The organism is Sporosarcina limicola, from assembly GCF_014873855.1.
Classification (GTDB): Bacteria; Bacillota; Bacilli; order Bacillales_A; family Planococcaceae; genus Sporosarcina; species Sporosarcina limicola.
Map to the genome: position 1 here is coordinate 15,352 of NZ_JADBEL010000018.1, position 15,101 is coordinate 30,452.

A 15,101-nucleotide genomic window follows, 5' to 3' on the forward strand; every position below is an offset into this window, starting at 1 on the left:
CTCCGTGCTCATTAACATGTGCACAGATTCGTTTTTTATCCATTGGAATTTTTTCACATTACAATTGATCGGCCACCATCAACGATTATTGTCTGTCCCCGAATCATATTTGAATCATCTGAAATGAGGAACATGGCCGTTTTCACCATATCTTCAATTTCAACCATGCGACCAGCAGGCGTATTCACACGTGCATCTTCAAGCAATTCATCCCGATTCGGAAAATGTTTTAAAGCATCCGTATCGAGTGCTCCGCCGGAAACCGTATTCACTGCAATTCCTCTTGGCGCAAGTTCTACGGCCAGATAACGTGTAAGCGATTCGATTGCCGACTTCGACACGCCGACTGTCGTATAATTTTCGAGATATCGAATAGAACCTAATGAGCTGACGCCGATGATTTTGCCGCCTTTGTCCATTAATTTGGCCGCCTCCTGCGCTCCGAAAAGCATCGCTTTGGCGTTAATATTCATCGTCCAGTCCCAATGAGACTCTTCCAATTCCATAATCGGACGCAAGACGCCGGACGCTGCATTTGATACAAACACATCCAATCGTCCGAATTCTTCTTTCACCTTTTCAAACATTGCACGAAGCTTTTCTACATCACCCACATTTGCACGAATCATTATTGCTTTTCTTCCGTATGCCTCGATTTCTTTTACAGTTTCTTCTGCCGCTGATCTACTTCGCGCGTAATTCACTACAATGTCATACCCTTGTTTTGCAAGTTCAATCGCGAGCGCTTTTCCTAAACCCCTTGAACTCCCTGTTACCATTGCCACTTTATTTACAGTCATCATACTTTCCCCCTTGCTTAATTTCCTCCCAGATTTTTAAAACCGGTACTGGTTTCGGTAAACCTTCCACTTCTTTTTCTGTAAAAAAACGAAAATCTTCCGGAATTGTTCCCACTTCTTGCAATTGTGCCTCGAAACTTTGCATGTCCCACGTTAAATGGGAAAAGATATGTTTGAAAGACAGTAGTTCAACTAGATTTTCCAACTCGAAACCGAATTGTTCATGCACCATCTGTTGTGGCGTTCTGCCAACCATCCGTTCAACCATAGGGAACTCCCATAAATTCGCCAGAAGTCCTGTTGCAGGTCGTTTTCTAAGAAGCCATTGTTGTTGGTCATTTCGGATTGCAAACGAAGCTACAGGAATGACCTTCATTTTCGTCTTTTTCGTCTTAACCGGTAATTCCTCTTGTTTTCTTTCATGGAAAGCAATACAAAAATCACGAACTGGACAGAGGAGACATTTCGGCTTCGGTGTGCAAATTGTCGCCCCAAGTTCCATCAGGCCTTGATTGAAAGAGGAAGGATCTTCTCTATCGATTAAATCCATAACCACTTCTTCAAAAATCTTTTTCGTACGCGGAAGAGCTATATCGTCTTCAATGACGAGGAGCCTGGAAATTACACGCATTACATTTCCATCGACAGCGTGCTCTGGAATACCGTGCGCAATACTAAGCACGGCACCGGCAGTATAGGGCCCAACACCTTTCAACGTTGAAATATCCTTGCGATTTGTTGGCACTTCACCGCCATATGTAGATACAACTTCCCTGACACCCGCCTGTAAATTTCTCACACGGGAATAATACCCAAGCCCTTCCCACATTTTCAATAAATCATTTTCATCCGCATCTGCAAGTATTTCCATCGTCGGAAACTTGTCGATAAAGCGTTCATAATAAGGGATGACCGTATCGACCCGTGTCTGTTGCAGCATCACTTCAGAAACCCATATATAGTATGGATTAGAAGTTCGTCGCCACGGGAGATCTCTCTTTTCACGACTGTACCAAGATAGGAGGGATTCGCGAAATTCACGCTTTTGTTTTATAATGTGCATGTTTTCCTCCTTATTCCCCATGCTTATCGTTAACCGAAAAAGGGTATATAATTGTATACTTAATAAAGAAGAATCAAATACGCCTTGGCGTATTTGCGCCTAGATTTTGAATTGAGCTTGCTCAATTGACTCCTTTCAAAATCCACGGCATCCGCCGGAGGCTTTAACTTCATTCGGCAGGGGTTGAACTCCTGCTGAATGAAGTTAACACAGTTCATCCAAAGCCACATGAGTTTTCACACGGCTAAAGGAGTGATAATTTGGATACTGGAACACATATTGTTATGGGAGTGGCACTGGGCGGCCTTGCAATGGTGGACCCCGTCGTTGCGGCCGAGACAGCCACGATGAGTGCAGTTATTGCAGGCGTCATCGTTGGATCACTTATCCCAGACGTCGATACCGTTTTGAAACTACGAAGCAACGCTGTCTATATACGGCATCATCGCGGCATTACGCATTCGATTCCAGCCGTATTATTATGGCCGCTTATTATTTCTGTGTTGTTATTATTCTTTGTGCCTAGCGCTGATTTTATCCATTTATGGGTTTGGACTTTTCTTGCCGTTTTTCTGCATGTATTTGTCGACATTTTCAACGCATACGGTACGCAAGCGTTACGGCCTTTCTCAAACAAATGGGTCGCTATTGGAGTCATCAATACGTTCGATCCAATAATTTTTATTTCACATATCATCGCTTTGACTATTTGGGCGATGGGTGCAAACTCAGTCTATACGCTATCGACAATGTACGTCATCTTGTTCTTCTATTATCTATTACGCTTTGCGGTGAAGTCAGCAGTGAAAAAAGCTGTTTTCAATACAGTGCCCGATGCAATGGAAATTTTCATCGCGCCAACAATGCGCTTTTTTCATTGGAGGATAGCAGCTTCTTCGGAAACGTACCATTACGTTGGACGTGCTTATGGTAGATCTGTTAATATCTACGACCGGTTTGATCGGAAGCCAATGCCAAAGTCACCACAAATTGACGTCGCAATGGGTGATAAGAACATGGAAGCCTTCACATCATTTTCCCCCATTTATAGATGGTCTGTCACAACTGTTGGTGACCTGTGTGAAGTACGTCTCATCGATCTCAGATACCGCAGCAAGGGATATTATCCATTTGTCGCAGTCGCACATGTCGATAATGAGCTGAACGTCGTTAATTCCTATACTGGTTGGATTTTCTCCGAGGATAAGTTAAATAAAAAACTCAATTTCGTCCCGAATTCATAGGAAAATCGATTGGAAGAAAAGGCTGTGGATATTATCTCCATTGCCTTTTCTTCATACCCTTTCAGCACGACAATTGCGGTCATTTCCCTGCCTTCACAGATTTCAACATCGCTATTGGCAATGCCTCATCCGCTCGTTCACCACCTAATCTATAGCCCCATGCAAAATGGCCTTTTAAATAGTCGACCTGAAAAAACATGCCTTCATCGCCGTCGATTCTATAAATTTCACCAGGTTCAATTGTACTTGGGTCCACTAAGTACGATTGAGCCATCACCATTTTTCTTTGGTAGACGGCAAATTCATTCAAGATGCCAAGCTGTTCGGCTTTGCGCGCCTTTTCCCGGAGTCTCCCAATTTCAGAGTACAGCTCATGCTCGGTCATTTCACTATATTTTTTTTCAATCTCCATCCTCTTCATTCTCCTTCTTTTCAATAAAACTATCGATTTTATCAAATGGAATTCCTTTTTGATACATCGCTTGTTTCACCCGATTGTTCAGGCTTCTACCGCTGAATTTCGAGCTATACCTACGCCATGCCTTTTCACCAACAGATTCAGTAATGCTCGTCCATTCATCTGCTTCACGTTCGAAATCGATGTTCGCGAGCGCTTGCTTAATAATATCAAATGAATACCCTTTACGGAGTAATGCGTTCTGTATTTTTTGTTTTAATTGTGATGGAGCAACCGAACGATTTGCATTTGCTGCCTTTTCTGCGAGTTTTGTCGCAATTTGAAGTTGTTCTTCTTCTGTGTATGATTCAAGCACTTTATCTTGCAACTCCTTCCCAATCCCTTTTTTTCTTAATTCCTGTTGAATAGCCTTTGGTCCTTTACTCGAAGACCTTTTCTGCGTTTGAAGAAGTGCTTCTGAGAAGGTTTCGTCATTCAAGAAATCCAGTCTTTTCAACTTCACAATCGCTTCCAGCACGACTGCTTCGCCATATTCTAAATCCATCAGCTTTTTCTTCACTTCGAACTCGCTCCGCATTCGGAAACCAAGATAATGGAGCGCACGGTTGAATGCTTTGCGAATTTCATCTTCATAGACCATTTCGTCAATTGACCAATCCTCGAGAGACATCCCTTTTGAAAGTCCAAATTTCACAAGAACCGATTCATGGACACTAAATGCATACTTTTCATCCAAGAAAATGTTATATCGTTCGCCATCATTTTTCTGTTGTGATATCTTCGTAATACTAGGCACGGTTTTATTTTCACCCCACTTTCTATCAGTATACATGTTCTATCGTTTCACTTCAGCTTAATGCGTTTCAAAGCAAAGTATAGATTTTAAATTGGAGGTGTCAAGAAATGAAATTTGTCATTGCGGGTGGCTCTGGGTTCGTTGGCCAGAGACTAACGGAAATTTTATTGGATGAAGGGCATGAGGTTGTCATTCTATCAAGGAAAGACAAAAAATCCGAAGGCAATATCCACTATGTGAAATGGCTACAAGAAGGTGCTTCCCCGGAACAAGAAATCATCTCCGCCGATGCATTCATTAACCTTGCGGGCGTTTCCATCAATGAAGGGCGCTGGACCGCAGAACATCAAAAGCATATTTACGACAGTAGAATGGATGCCACAGATGAACTTTTACGGATTATTTCCGCTTTACAAAAGAAACCCTCCGTACTTGTCAATGCAAGTGCAATCGGTATTTATCCTGCATCCGAAACGGCCATCTATACAGAAAAGTCCTTGGAGGTTGCCGAAGGTTTTCTCGCCAGGACAGTTGTGGATTGGGAACATAAGGCAGCGACTGTGGAAACGGAAGGTATTCGGACCGTGTTCATGAGATTTGGTGTGGTGCTTGGGAATGAGGGCGGCGCATTACCATTAATGGTTCTACCGTATAAGCTTTTTGCAGGCGGCACGGTGGGATCCGGTAGGCAGTGGTTGTCTTGGATTCATGTAACAGATGTCGCTCGTGCTATCGCTTTTGCTGTCGAAAACAATCGGCTAAGCAGCCCTATCAATGTCACAGCGCCATTTCCAATGCGGATGAAATACTTTGGGCAAGCAATCGGCTCCGTTTTACACCGCCCACATTGGTTCCCAGCTCCTGCATTCATCATGAAAATCGCTCTTGGTCAAAAAAGTGCGCTCGTTCTCGAAGGACAGCATGTCTTACCCGAAGTGCTTCTTGATAACGGTTTTGAATTCGAATTTCCTACAATTGAAGCGGCTCTTGAGAACTTGTTAAATTAAGATGTATACATTAATGCTAACAACGCATCCTACCTATAAAGGAAAGGTGCGTTTTTTAATGATGAACAAGCATTTGTCCGGCCTATTGATGGCGGCCTTTATACTGATTGCTGGACTTGTATTCAACCCCTTTTCTGCCAAAGCAGAAGCATTTCATTGGGGATTCAAAAAAGCAGTGGATGAAGTACCTCCGAGTGCTGGTGCCGCCCTCGATTCATTACTCGATAAACATGGTGCTCTCTACAAAGGAAAGCCAGACGAAAAGATTGTGTATTTGACGTTCGATAATGGCTATGAGAACGGCTATACAGAAAGCATTCTCAATACGTTGAAGAAGGAAGATGTACCAGCGACTTTCTTTGTTACAGGGCATTACGTCAAAAGCGCGACACCACTTGTCAAAAGGATGATTGCGGAAGGTCACGGGATCGGTAACCACTCCTATAATCATCCTAACATGACGAATTTATCGGAAAAAGAGATGGAAAATGAATGGCGGAAACTCGATGAAATCCTTCTTAAATTGACGGGCTTGAAACGGACTGTCTATTTCAGACCTCCAGAAGGTACTTTCAATGAAAGACTCCTTAGCAAAGCAAATGAAATGGGCTATCGACATATTTTTTGGTCAGTCGCTTTCATCGATTGGCATAGGGATAAACCTAAAGGGCGGGATTTCGCTTACGGCGAGCTCATGAATCAACTGCATCCAGGTGCTCTTATTTTGATGCACACAGTATCACCCGATAATGCGGAAGCACTCCCGTCCTTTATCCAGGACGCTAAAAAGAAGGGCTACTCCTTTCAAACACTTGACGACCTTGTATTAGAATACGAAAACATCCACTCGATATTGAGATAACAAAAAAGCGTCCGTTGCTGGACGCTTTTTCTCATAAAGCCTTTTCCAACCGTTTTGTTCTCCCAAAGCAAGACAACATAAATAATCCCGCTAAAAAGAACGCAATCAGCAATAAGAAACTGTAACCGGCATTAAACTCTAGAAAGAGACCCCCGAGAAACGGCCCCGTTAAACTTCCGACACTGAAGAAAATACCACATAACAAATTTCCCGTTGGCAAAAATTCTTTCGGTGTCAGATCGGACATATAAGAAATGCCCAGTGAAAAAATCGAGCCTAAAAACAGTCCCGCGATGAAAAACATCGATACAATTGTAATGACGGATGTTTCCATGGTACTGGCTACGAAAAACGATACGCTTCCCCCGCCGAGCGCAAAAAGAAAAACTTTACGTCTGCCGATTTTATCTGACAACATCCCTAACGGTAATTGCGAAACGATCCCTCCGGCAGAAAATGAAACCAACATAAATGATACAGAATGAAGTTCGAATCCGTTCCTTAGAGCATATACCGGATACATTGCATGCAATGATGACTCCAGAAACCCATATCCGAAAGGGCCGAGTAATGCGAGCCATGCCACTGCAATGGTCGCCTTGAACCGTCTAAAAACGTTTCCTTCCGCCACTTTCCCTTTGATGACATCCGGGAATTCATTTTTCACCCTAAAGACAAGTGACCATGCCAGCATGCAAAGCAGACCAGAGACGATAAACGGCAATCCTTCAAATGTATCGACAAGTGGGACAAATAACGGACCTGCAGCAAACCCTACACCAAATGACATCCCGTAAATAGCAATATTACGGCCGAGTCGGTGTTGTGGAGAAAAACTTGTTATCCAAGTCTGCGTCGAAAAGTGCAGGGCGTGATCCCCAATTCCAATCATAAGCCGTAAAAAATACCAAAACACCGCACTCTTCCAAAATGGAAACAATAACAACGACAAGAAGACGAGCATCCCGCCTCCGATAATGATTGGCTTATAGCCAAAACGCCTTAACGGGGCTTCCATGAAGGGAGCGACGAGTAGTGTTCCTATATATAAACCTGTGGCATTCAGACCATTCAACGCACTCGACACTCCATCACGTTCGAAGATGGCTGAAATAAGCGGCAATAACATTCCTTGTGAAAATCCTGAAATCGATACGATAATGACGAGTATCCAAAATCGTTTTCTTTCTACTTGCGAAAAACTAGCCATCATTCAAACGCTCCCTACATTACTGGCGATTGAATTAGTTTATCATAAAGGAGCAGCATAATTGTAGAATTCAAGGTTTTTGACCGTTTATACAAATCGAAAAGACCCAGTCCCCATCTGTTTGTCAGATTTCGGCTGGGCCTTTACGTATGAATTGAGCCATCGTTTTCTAATTCCATTTGCATAATTCGTAGCTGTCCTTAAGCTTCAAACCTTCGGACGTTTACGTATCCCCTCCCTCATAGTAGGATTCGATTCGTCAACTGACTACAACGCCCTCCCTTTCGTTTGATTACATGTATCATATCACAGAGATTTTCTATTGTAAAGATTTTGTTAAGGGGAATATTCAAGCAATATGAGGTACTACTTTGATTCATTGAAAAATAACGATTTTTCGTATACGATGAAAGCATTGAAAAGAGGTGTACGGATTGGATAAACCACAAATGAATGGCCACGTCGAAGGATTGAAATCACGGCTCCATCAATTCCTTGAAACACTTGACACGATTGAGCCAGAAACAGCTGATCTACAAGAAATTGATCGGCTTATTAGCATGGTAGACGAACTTGAAGAACAAGTAGAAAAGATTAAATCGGACAAAAAACAATAGAACTGTAGGAGGAAATTTGGAAATGTACATAGAGAAAATCGAAAAAAGTATGTATGACCTCATTTGTGAAACATCAACCAATCTTCCAAAAGACGTTCGCCGAGCAATTCAAGCTGCGAAAGATCAAGAGGATGCAGGAACACGTTCAGCAATGAGTCTCGATACAATCGCAAAAAACATTAATATGGCGGATGAAAAAATGTCCCCAATTTGCCAGGATACAGGAATGCCGACATTTAAAATCAAAACCCCCGTTGGAGTGAACCAGCTTGAAATTAAGGCCGCTATCAAACGCGCGATTGTCCAGGCTACAAAGGACACTAAACTCCGCCCGAACTCTGTCGACTCGCTTACAGGCGACAATAGTGGCGACAATCTTGGCGAAGGCGTCCCTGTTATTAAATTTGAGCAATGGGAGCAGAACTACATTGAAGTGAAGTTGATTCTTAAAGGTGGCGGCTGTGAGAATAAAAATATCCAGTACAGCCTCCCCGCTGAACTTGAAGGACTCGGACGCGCTGGACGTGACCTTGATGGTATCCGTAAATGTGTTTTGCATTCCGTTTATCAAGCACAAGGCCAAGGCTGTTCAGCAGGATTCATCGGCGTAGGAATTGGTGGTGACCGCGCTTCAGGTTACGAACTTGCGAAAAATCAACTATTCCGTGAAGTATACGATGTCAATCCCGACGAAAGACTTGCGGAACTTGAAACGTATATTATGGAAACAGCGAACAAACTTGGCATTGGCACAATGGGCTTTGGCGGTGAAGTATCGCTCCTCGGCTGTAAAGTCGGAGTCATGAACCGTATTCCGGCAAGCTTCTACGTCTCAGTTGCCTATAATTGCTGGGCTTATCGCCGAATGGCTGTCGATATAGATGCTACATCAGGAGAAATCACAAACTGGCATTATGCAGACGGTGAAAAAATCGCTTTCGATCAAGACGGACAACAAGAAGTAGAACAAACTTCTCGTACAGTCGAACTTACTGCACCGATTTCAGAACAACAAATCCGCGATTTAAAAGTCGGCGATGTCGTTAAAATTACCGGTAGAATGTACACAGGCCGAGATGCAATCCATAAGTATCTCTCTGAAAATGATGCACCTGTGGATCTCGACGGACAAATCATTTACCATTGCGGTCCTGTCGTAATGAAAAACGAAGACGGCAGCTATGAAATTAAAGCAGCTGGCCCAACGACATCAATTCGTGAAGAACCGTACCAAGGCGATATTATGAAGCGTTTCGGCATTCGTGCTGTCGTCGGAAAAGGCGGTATGGGCCCAAAAACACTTGCTGCACTCGAAGAACATGGCGGTGTCTACTTAAACGCAATTGGTGGAGCAGCACAATATTATGCCGACTGCATCAAAGCGGTTGAAGGCGTCGACCTTCTCCAATTCGGAATTCCCGAAGCCATGTGGCATTTACGGGTTCAAGACTTCACAGCTGTCGTTACAATGGATTCACATGGCAATAGCTTGCATGCCGATATCGATAAATCCTCACTTGAAAAACTCTCTCAATTTAAAGAGAAAGTATTTAACTAGGCTTCAAATCGCCCCGAAACGGTGTAACATCTGTTTCGGGGCGATTTTTATGTGGAAATAAAATAAATCAGTCCACATCAAGCATATTTGTAACCATCACTCTAGCACCATGCTATACTATTACTAATGATAATAATTATAATTTCATAATTACTCTTGTTTTTGAATCGGTGGTCGGTCCCTATGCATAGGGACCGACTTTCGTGCTTTAATTAGGGTTTTGAAATTGAATTTCATTCTCAATTAGGAGGAGTTAAATTGACAACACACATCGAACAGGAAAAACAGCCAACTGTAAATTGGACGGAACATCTTGAATTGATAGCAGCGATTCTGTCAGGAATATTAATTGTCGCAGCATGGTTAATTGGAAAAGGCGGCACTGAAACAGCTTCTATCATTCTCTATATTATTGCATTTTTAATTGGCGGCTTTGCCAAAGCAAAAGAAGGCGTTGAAGAAACAATCAAAAATAAAGAGTTAAATGTCGAAATGCTCATGATCTTCGCAGCACTTGGTTCCGCAATTATCGGCTACTGGGCAGAAGGAGCAATTCTCATTTTCATCTTCGCAATCAGTGGTGCACTCGAAACGTATACGATAAATAAAAGCCATAAGGAAATCTCAGCACTCATGGAGTTGCAACCTGAAGAGGCGTGGCTCATTCAAGATAACGGCTCGGAAATTAAAGTACCAACCGCTTCTTTAAAAGTCGGATCAATTCTACTTGTCAAACCAGGTGAACGGATTCCAGTCGACGGAAACGTGACATACGGCGCCACTTCCATCGATATGTCGGCCATTAATGGTGAATCCGTTCCTGTGACAAAAGAAACAGGCGATGAATTATTCGCAGGTACGGTCAACTTGAGCGGGGCCATCAAAATGAAAATGACAAAGCCAAGCTCTGAAACATTATTTCAAAAAATTATTACGATGGTTCAAAGTGCAAAGAGTGAAAAATCGCCATCTCAACAGTTTATCGAAAAATTTGAAGGAACTTATGTAAAAATTGTTATCATTACGGTCTTTGTCATGATGTTCCTCCCCCACTTTGTCTTTGGTTGGGATTGGATGACAACAATCTACCGTGCTATCGTCCTACTCGTCGTCGCGTCCCCTTGCGCACTTGTAGCATCTATTATGCCTGCAACGCTTGCAGCAGTCTCTAACGGTGCAAAACGAGGCATCCTTTTCAAAGGCGGTGTCCATCTCGAACATCTTGGTTCTCTAAAGACGGTTGCTTTCGATAAAACAGGAACACTGACAAATGGAAAACCTGTTGTTACAGATTTCATTGTTCGTGAAGGGGTTAATGTAGATGAAACATTGGCAATCCTTGCGGGTATCGAATCACAATCGAATCACCCCCTTGCCGTAGCAATAACGAACTATGCAAAGAATATAGGAATCACTGTCAAACGTAATCTTCAAATAGAAGACGTTCCAGGCCACGGTATTCGGGCTTTTTCCGACACAGGAGAACTACTTGTGGGAAATCCCCGTTTTGTGGGCAAGGAATTAGCAGAAGAATTTCATCAAGGCATTGCCTTAGCACTTGCCGATGAAGGGAAAACTGTGGTTTTCATGAAGGATGATCAAGGGATAATTGCTGCCGCCGCTTTGAAAGATACGCTACGCGATGAAGCAGTTCAGGCCATAAAAGAGTTAAAAAGTGCAGGGATTTTCACGGTCATGCTGACAGGCGACAATGAAAAAACAGCTGCTGCCATCGCGAAGGAAGCCGGGATCGATTCATACGTCGCAGAATGTTTACCAGAAATGAAAGTTGTTCATTTGAAAAAACTCCTCGCTGAGTACAAGACAGTCGGAATGGTCGGGGACGGTATTAATGATGCCCCTGCCCTTGCGACGGCAACATCTGGATTTGCAATGGGCGAGGGTACTGATGTTGCACTTGAGACAGCCGATATCGTTCTTATGCAAAATGATTTGACTCGCATTTCTTACGCTATCAAACTATCACGAAAAATGCAGCGAATTGTGAAGCAGAACGTCTTTTTCTCCATTACAATCATCATGGTGCTTATCATTTCCAACTTTATGCAGGTCGTCGATTTGCCACTAGGCGTAATCGGACACGAAGGAAGTACGATTCTCGTCATATTAAACGGCCTTCGTATGCTCAATCGGGTTAATTAATAAAATCAAAAAAAGCAATGCAGTTAACCAACAGCATTGCTTTTTTCTTTTGCAATTTTTGCTTCTATCCTCTCTGTCATAACTGCATTGAGTTGCCCACCAAGCATCAAAATGATGGCAGAAAAGTATAGCCACATCATGAGAACAATGATCGTTCCAATGCTTCCATACGTATTCGAATAATTTCCATAGCTCCCTACATAGAATGAGAAAGCAAGAGATGTAAGAATCCACCCAATCGTTGCAAATAGCGCTCCTGGAAAAACGCTTTTTAATTTTAGTTTCAAATTAGGTACAATCCAGTAAATTGCTGAAAAAACGATAAAAATGAGAACGGGTGGAATGATCCAACGTAGCTTTCCCCATAATTTAAGAAAGTTGTCCTCTAGCCCAAAAGCTGAGAATGCAATACTCCCAATCTGATGACCAAACACCGGTAAAACAAGTGCAATGATTAGTACCGCGATGAGCATAACCGTAAAAACAACTGACATTCCACGGGCCACAATGAAAGAGCGTGTCTCTTCAGTGAAATACGAACGATTAAGCGCTTTCGTCAAGACATTCATCCCTTTTGAAGCGGACCACACGGTTGCCAATATACCGATCGATAACAGGCCTCCATTACGGTTATTCAAAACCTCCCTAAGTGTATCCTCGATAAGTAAAGCAACACTTTCAGGCGCATAACCTCGTATAAAAAGGAAGAGCTCAGCATGATCAAGGTTCAAGAATGGCAGAAGCGTCATAATAAAGATTAGTAGAGGAAAAAGAGACAGCAGGAAAAAGAAGGCGAGTTGCGAGCCGAGACCCGTCACGTCCACCTTTTTTATCCGAACGAGTAACTCTTTCGAAAAGCCGTTCATTGTCGTGACATCGAACTTTTCAAGATCACCTTCTTTTATTTCATAAAAAAAACGCATGACGGCAGTGTTTTTCACAAGACTTTCTATTTCCTTCTTCTTTGTAATCGATTTTTCTCTAATTCCCCGCACAGGAGTTGAACGTTCATCGTCCTTCATAATTCACGTCACTCCTTTCAATACGCTTCACTTTTCTGAATTCGGACCCTCAGGTACTGGAGCTTCATTCATTATCGACTTATAGTCATCCTTCGACTCAACAAATGCATCCTTCGTATTGACAACGAGTTCCTTCACTTGCGGGGTTAATGTTTTCAGTTCCTCTATTTGTTCCTTAATATAGGAGATATTTTCGGATACTTGCACATAAATGGCCTGAATCTTCTCTCCCTTTTCTTGTACTTTCCGTTTAACTAAACCAGGATTTTTTGAGTAGAAACTAATTCCCGTCACAACACTTTTTGATTTTTCAGCCACTTGTTCACGAGTGCTTCGATCAAACATGCTTACTGTTGCTCCTAAAAGTGCCCCGAAAAAAATAAATTTACCTATCTTACTTTTTCCCATGATAATCCCTCCTATTCCAACTATTCCGCATACATCATTATACCCTGAGTGCGCGAAAAAAAAACAAATTTGTCGAATTATAAAAATAAAGCTTGACGAAAGTCAAATACTTTCGGAATATTAACAATAAGCCCAATTAAAAATGACAGAATACGAGAGGATGTGTGCCGAGAGAAAACTAATTGTTCTGTTGTATTAGCTATACAAATAAAAGGGGGTATTGGAATGGAAGGTTTAACAGTATTTTTAGACAAGATAAGCGGATTTATTTGGGGGCCGCCACTTCTTATTCTATTAGTCGGAACCGGAATCTATTTAACGCTTAGACTAGGACTTATTCAATTACGTTTATTACCTTATGCTTTAAAACTCGTATTCACAAAAAATCAAGATAAGAAGTCAGAAGGCGACATTTCCCACTTCCAAGCCCTTATGACCGCGATGGCCGCAACTGTCGGCGTCGGAAATATCGTCGGTGTTGCAACCGCTATTTTCCTCGGAGGTCCTGGTGCATTATTCTGGATGTGGGTATCCGCATTTTTTGGAATGGCAACAAAATATGGAGAAGCAATTCTTGCAGTTAAATACCGTGTAAAAGATGCAAATGGTCAAATGGCTGGAGGACCGATGTACTATCTAGAACATGGTCTGAAAATGCGTTGGCTCGGTATATTATTCGCTATATTCGGTGCTATTGCTGCATTTGGTATCGGAAATGGAACACAGGCAAAAGCTGTTGCAGATGTCATGGATCAGACATTCAATGTTCCGCATTGGATTACTGGACTCGTTCTTGTAGCACTAGCAGGAATGGTCATCCTCGGTGGTATCAAAACGATTGGTAAAGTTACATCATTCTTCGTTCCAATCATGGCTGTGTTCTATGTAATTGCTGGTTTAATCGTAATGGTCCTGAACGTCGGACTCATACCGGAAGCTTTTGCCACAATTTTCAAATACGCGTTTAGCGGAGAAGCTGTCGCGGGTGGGGCAATCGGTACGGTTATCCGTTTCGGTGTTGCGCGTGGTGTATTCTCAAACGAAGCAGGCCTTGGGTCAGCTCCGATTGCAGCGGCTGCCGCAAGAACTGATATGCCTGGTCGTCAGGCGCTCGTTTCAATGACTCAGGTTCTCTTTGATACATTAATCATCTGTTCGATTACAGGTGTCACAATCATCATGTCCGGTATCTGGAAAGATAACCCTGATGGTTTAACAGGTGGGGCTTTGACATCTGCCGCTTTTGGTCAGTTCCTTGGTAGTTGGGGCCCAATTGTTGTTTCAATTGGATTACTATTTTTTGCCACTTCTACAATCTTCGGATGGGCGTATTATGGAGAGAAATGTTTCCAATACTTGTTCCCGAATCCAAAAGTTCTACTCTATTACCGTCTCGTATTTATCGCAGTCATCTTTGTTGGTGCAACAGCTACGCTTGACGTTGTCTGGTTATTCGCTGATGTGATGAACGGTCTTATGGCGATTCCTAACTTAATCGGTCTACTTGGATTATCCGGCATCATCGTATTTGAAACAAAACGAGTACAAGCCAAGATTAAAGAAGAAAAGGAAATAGCAAAAAAATAATAAATCAAATACGCCTCGGCGTATTTACAACCGGAGGATTTGGGTCAGCAGGAAGCTGGTCACTCAAGGGAGAGGGATTGAGCTTCATCCCTCTTCGTTGCCGGGGTCAGCAGGAAGCTGGTCATGTATCCGTTACCGCACGATGCGGCGAATTTAGGATTTATACCATATACCTCCTTCTGGCAATCTTAATCAGGGTTCTGCAGTATTCAGCAGGGGTTTGAACCCCCGTTGAATTGTCTACACACTTCGGCTTTCATCTAACCACTTTTAGAATGGGGAGATTTCTGCTGAATGAAGTTGATCATTCAATTTGACAGTGTCGGGGAATAATGAAATGATATGT

14 protein-coding genes are annotated in these 15,101 nt (G+C 42.7%); 7 read left to right on the top strand and 7 right to left on the bottom strand.

Annotation, left to right across the window (positions count from 1 at the left end; all coding sequences use genetic code 11):
- Nucleotides 1–53: 53 nt before the first annotated feature.
- The gene (gene fabL, locus H4683_RS14535) at nucleotides 54–800 is read right to left on the bottom strand and encodes an enoyl-[acyl-carrier-protein] reductase FabL (RefSeq protein ID WP_192599553.1); all 747 of its coding nucleotides are present in this window, start codon (nucleotides 798–800) and stop codon (nucleotides 54–56) included.
- A complete protein-coding gene (mutY, locus tag H4683_RS14540; RefSeq protein ID WP_192599554.1) occupies nucleotides 787–1,863 on the bottom strand; it encodes an A/G-specific adenine glycosylase in 1,077 nt (358 codons plus the stop codon). Before mutY ends, fabL begins: the two co-directional genes overlap by 14 nt.
- Nucleotides 1,864–2,123: 260 nt before the next feature.
- Here mutY and H4683_RS14545 point away from each other — a divergent pair, with 260 nt between their 5' ends.
- Complete coding sequence (locus H4683_RS14545) at nucleotides 2,124–3,107, top strand: metal-dependent hydrolase (RefSeq protein WP_192599555.1); 984 nt, start codon at nucleotides 2,124–2,126, stop codon at nucleotides 3,105–3,107.
- 79 nt (nucleotides 3,108–3,186) lie between these two features.
- On the opposite strand, the gene H4683_RS14550 is transcribed toward H4683_RS14545, so the two are convergent.
- Complete coding sequence (locus tag H4683_RS14550; RefSeq protein WP_192599556.1) at nucleotides 3,187–3,519, bottom strand: YfhH family protein; 333 nt, start codon at nucleotides 3,517–3,519, stop codon at nucleotides 3,187–3,189.
- Entirely contained in the window at nucleotides 3,509–4,357 is an 849-nt protein-coding gene (gene recX, locus H4683_RS14555) for a recombination regulator RecX (protein WP_225942112.1), read from the bottom strand. Before recX ends, H4683_RS14550 begins: the two co-directional genes overlap by 11 nt.
- A 71-nt stretch (nucleotides 4,358–4,428) precedes the next feature.
- Between recX and H4683_RS14560 the strand changes: the two genes are divergently transcribed.
- Nucleotides 4,429–5,328: a TIGR01777 family oxidoreductase gene (locus tag H4683_RS14560; protein ID WP_192599558.1), complete on the top strand. Its 900-nt coding sequence runs from the start codon at nucleotides 4,429–4,431 to the stop codon at nucleotides 5,326–5,328.
- A 58-nt stretch (nucleotides 5,329–5,386) separates the two neighbouring features.
- On the top strand, nucleotides 5,387–6,190 hold the full coding sequence (locus tag H4683_RS14565) for a polysaccharide deacetylase family protein (protein WP_192599604.1): 804 nt from the start codon (nucleotides 5,387–5,389) through the stop codon (nucleotides 6,188–6,190).
- Between the two features lie 31 nt (nucleotides 6,191–6,221).
- On the opposite strand, the gene H4683_RS14570 is transcribed toward H4683_RS14565, so the two are convergent.
- The gene (locus H4683_RS14570) at nucleotides 6,222–7,400 is read right to left on the bottom strand and encodes an MFS transporter (RefSeq protein ID WP_192599605.1); all 1,179 of its coding nucleotides are present in this window, start codon (nucleotides 7,398–7,400) and stop codon (nucleotides 6,222–6,224) included.
- A 434-nt stretch (nucleotides 7,401–7,834) separates the two neighbouring features.
- Between H4683_RS14570 and H4683_RS14575 the strand changes: the two genes are divergently transcribed.
- The 3 genes from H4683_RS14575 to H4683_RS14585 all read left to right on the top strand — a co-directional run bounded on the left by H4683_RS14575 (nucleotide 7,835) and on the right by H4683_RS14585 (nucleotide 11,738).
- A complete protein-coding gene (locus H4683_RS14575; RefSeq protein WP_192599612.1) occupies nucleotides 7,835–8,017 on the top strand; it encodes an SE1561 family protein in 183 nt (60 codons plus the stop codon).
- 22 nt (nucleotides 8,018–8,039) lie between these two features.
- Nucleotides 8,040–9,575, top strand: a complete 1,536-nt coding sequence (locus H4683_RS14580) for a fumarate hydratase (protein ID WP_225942113.1) — start codon at nucleotides 8,040–8,042, stop codon at nucleotides 9,573–9,575.
- 258 nt (nucleotides 9,576–9,833) lie between these two features.
- Nucleotides 9,834–11,738, top strand: a complete 1,905-nt coding sequence (locus tag H4683_RS14585; RefSeq protein WP_192599559.1) for a heavy metal translocating P-type ATPase — start codon at nucleotides 9,834–9,836, stop codon at nucleotides 11,736–11,738.
- Nucleotides 11,739–11,761: 23 nt separating this feature from the next.
- On the opposite strand, the gene H4683_RS14590 is transcribed toward H4683_RS14585, so the two are convergent.
- Nucleotides 11,762–12,760 carry a YihY/virulence factor BrkB family protein gene (locus H4683_RS14590; protein ID WP_338062478.1) on the bottom strand — a complete coding sequence of 333 codons (999 nt, stop codon included), beginning with the start codon at nucleotides 12,758–12,760 and terminating at the stop codon, nucleotides 11,762–11,764.
- A 27-nt stretch (nucleotides 12,761–12,787) separates the two neighbouring features.
- Nucleotides 12,788–13,168: a YtxH domain-containing protein gene (locus H4683_RS14595; protein WP_192599560.1), complete on the bottom strand. Its 381-nt coding sequence runs from the start codon at nucleotides 13,166–13,168 to the stop codon at nucleotides 12,788–12,790.
- Nucleotides 13,169–13,393: 225 nt separating this feature from the next.
- Here H4683_RS14595 and H4683_RS14600 point away from each other — a divergent pair, with 225 nt between their 5' ends.
- Nucleotides 13,394–14,755 carry an alanine/glycine:cation symporter family protein gene (locus H4683_RS14600; RefSeq protein ID WP_192599561.1) on the top strand — a complete coding sequence of 454 codons (1,362 nt, stop codon included), beginning with the start codon at nucleotides 13,394–13,396 and terminating at the stop codon, nucleotides 14,753–14,755.
- Nucleotides 14,756–15,101: the final 346 nt, after the last annotated feature.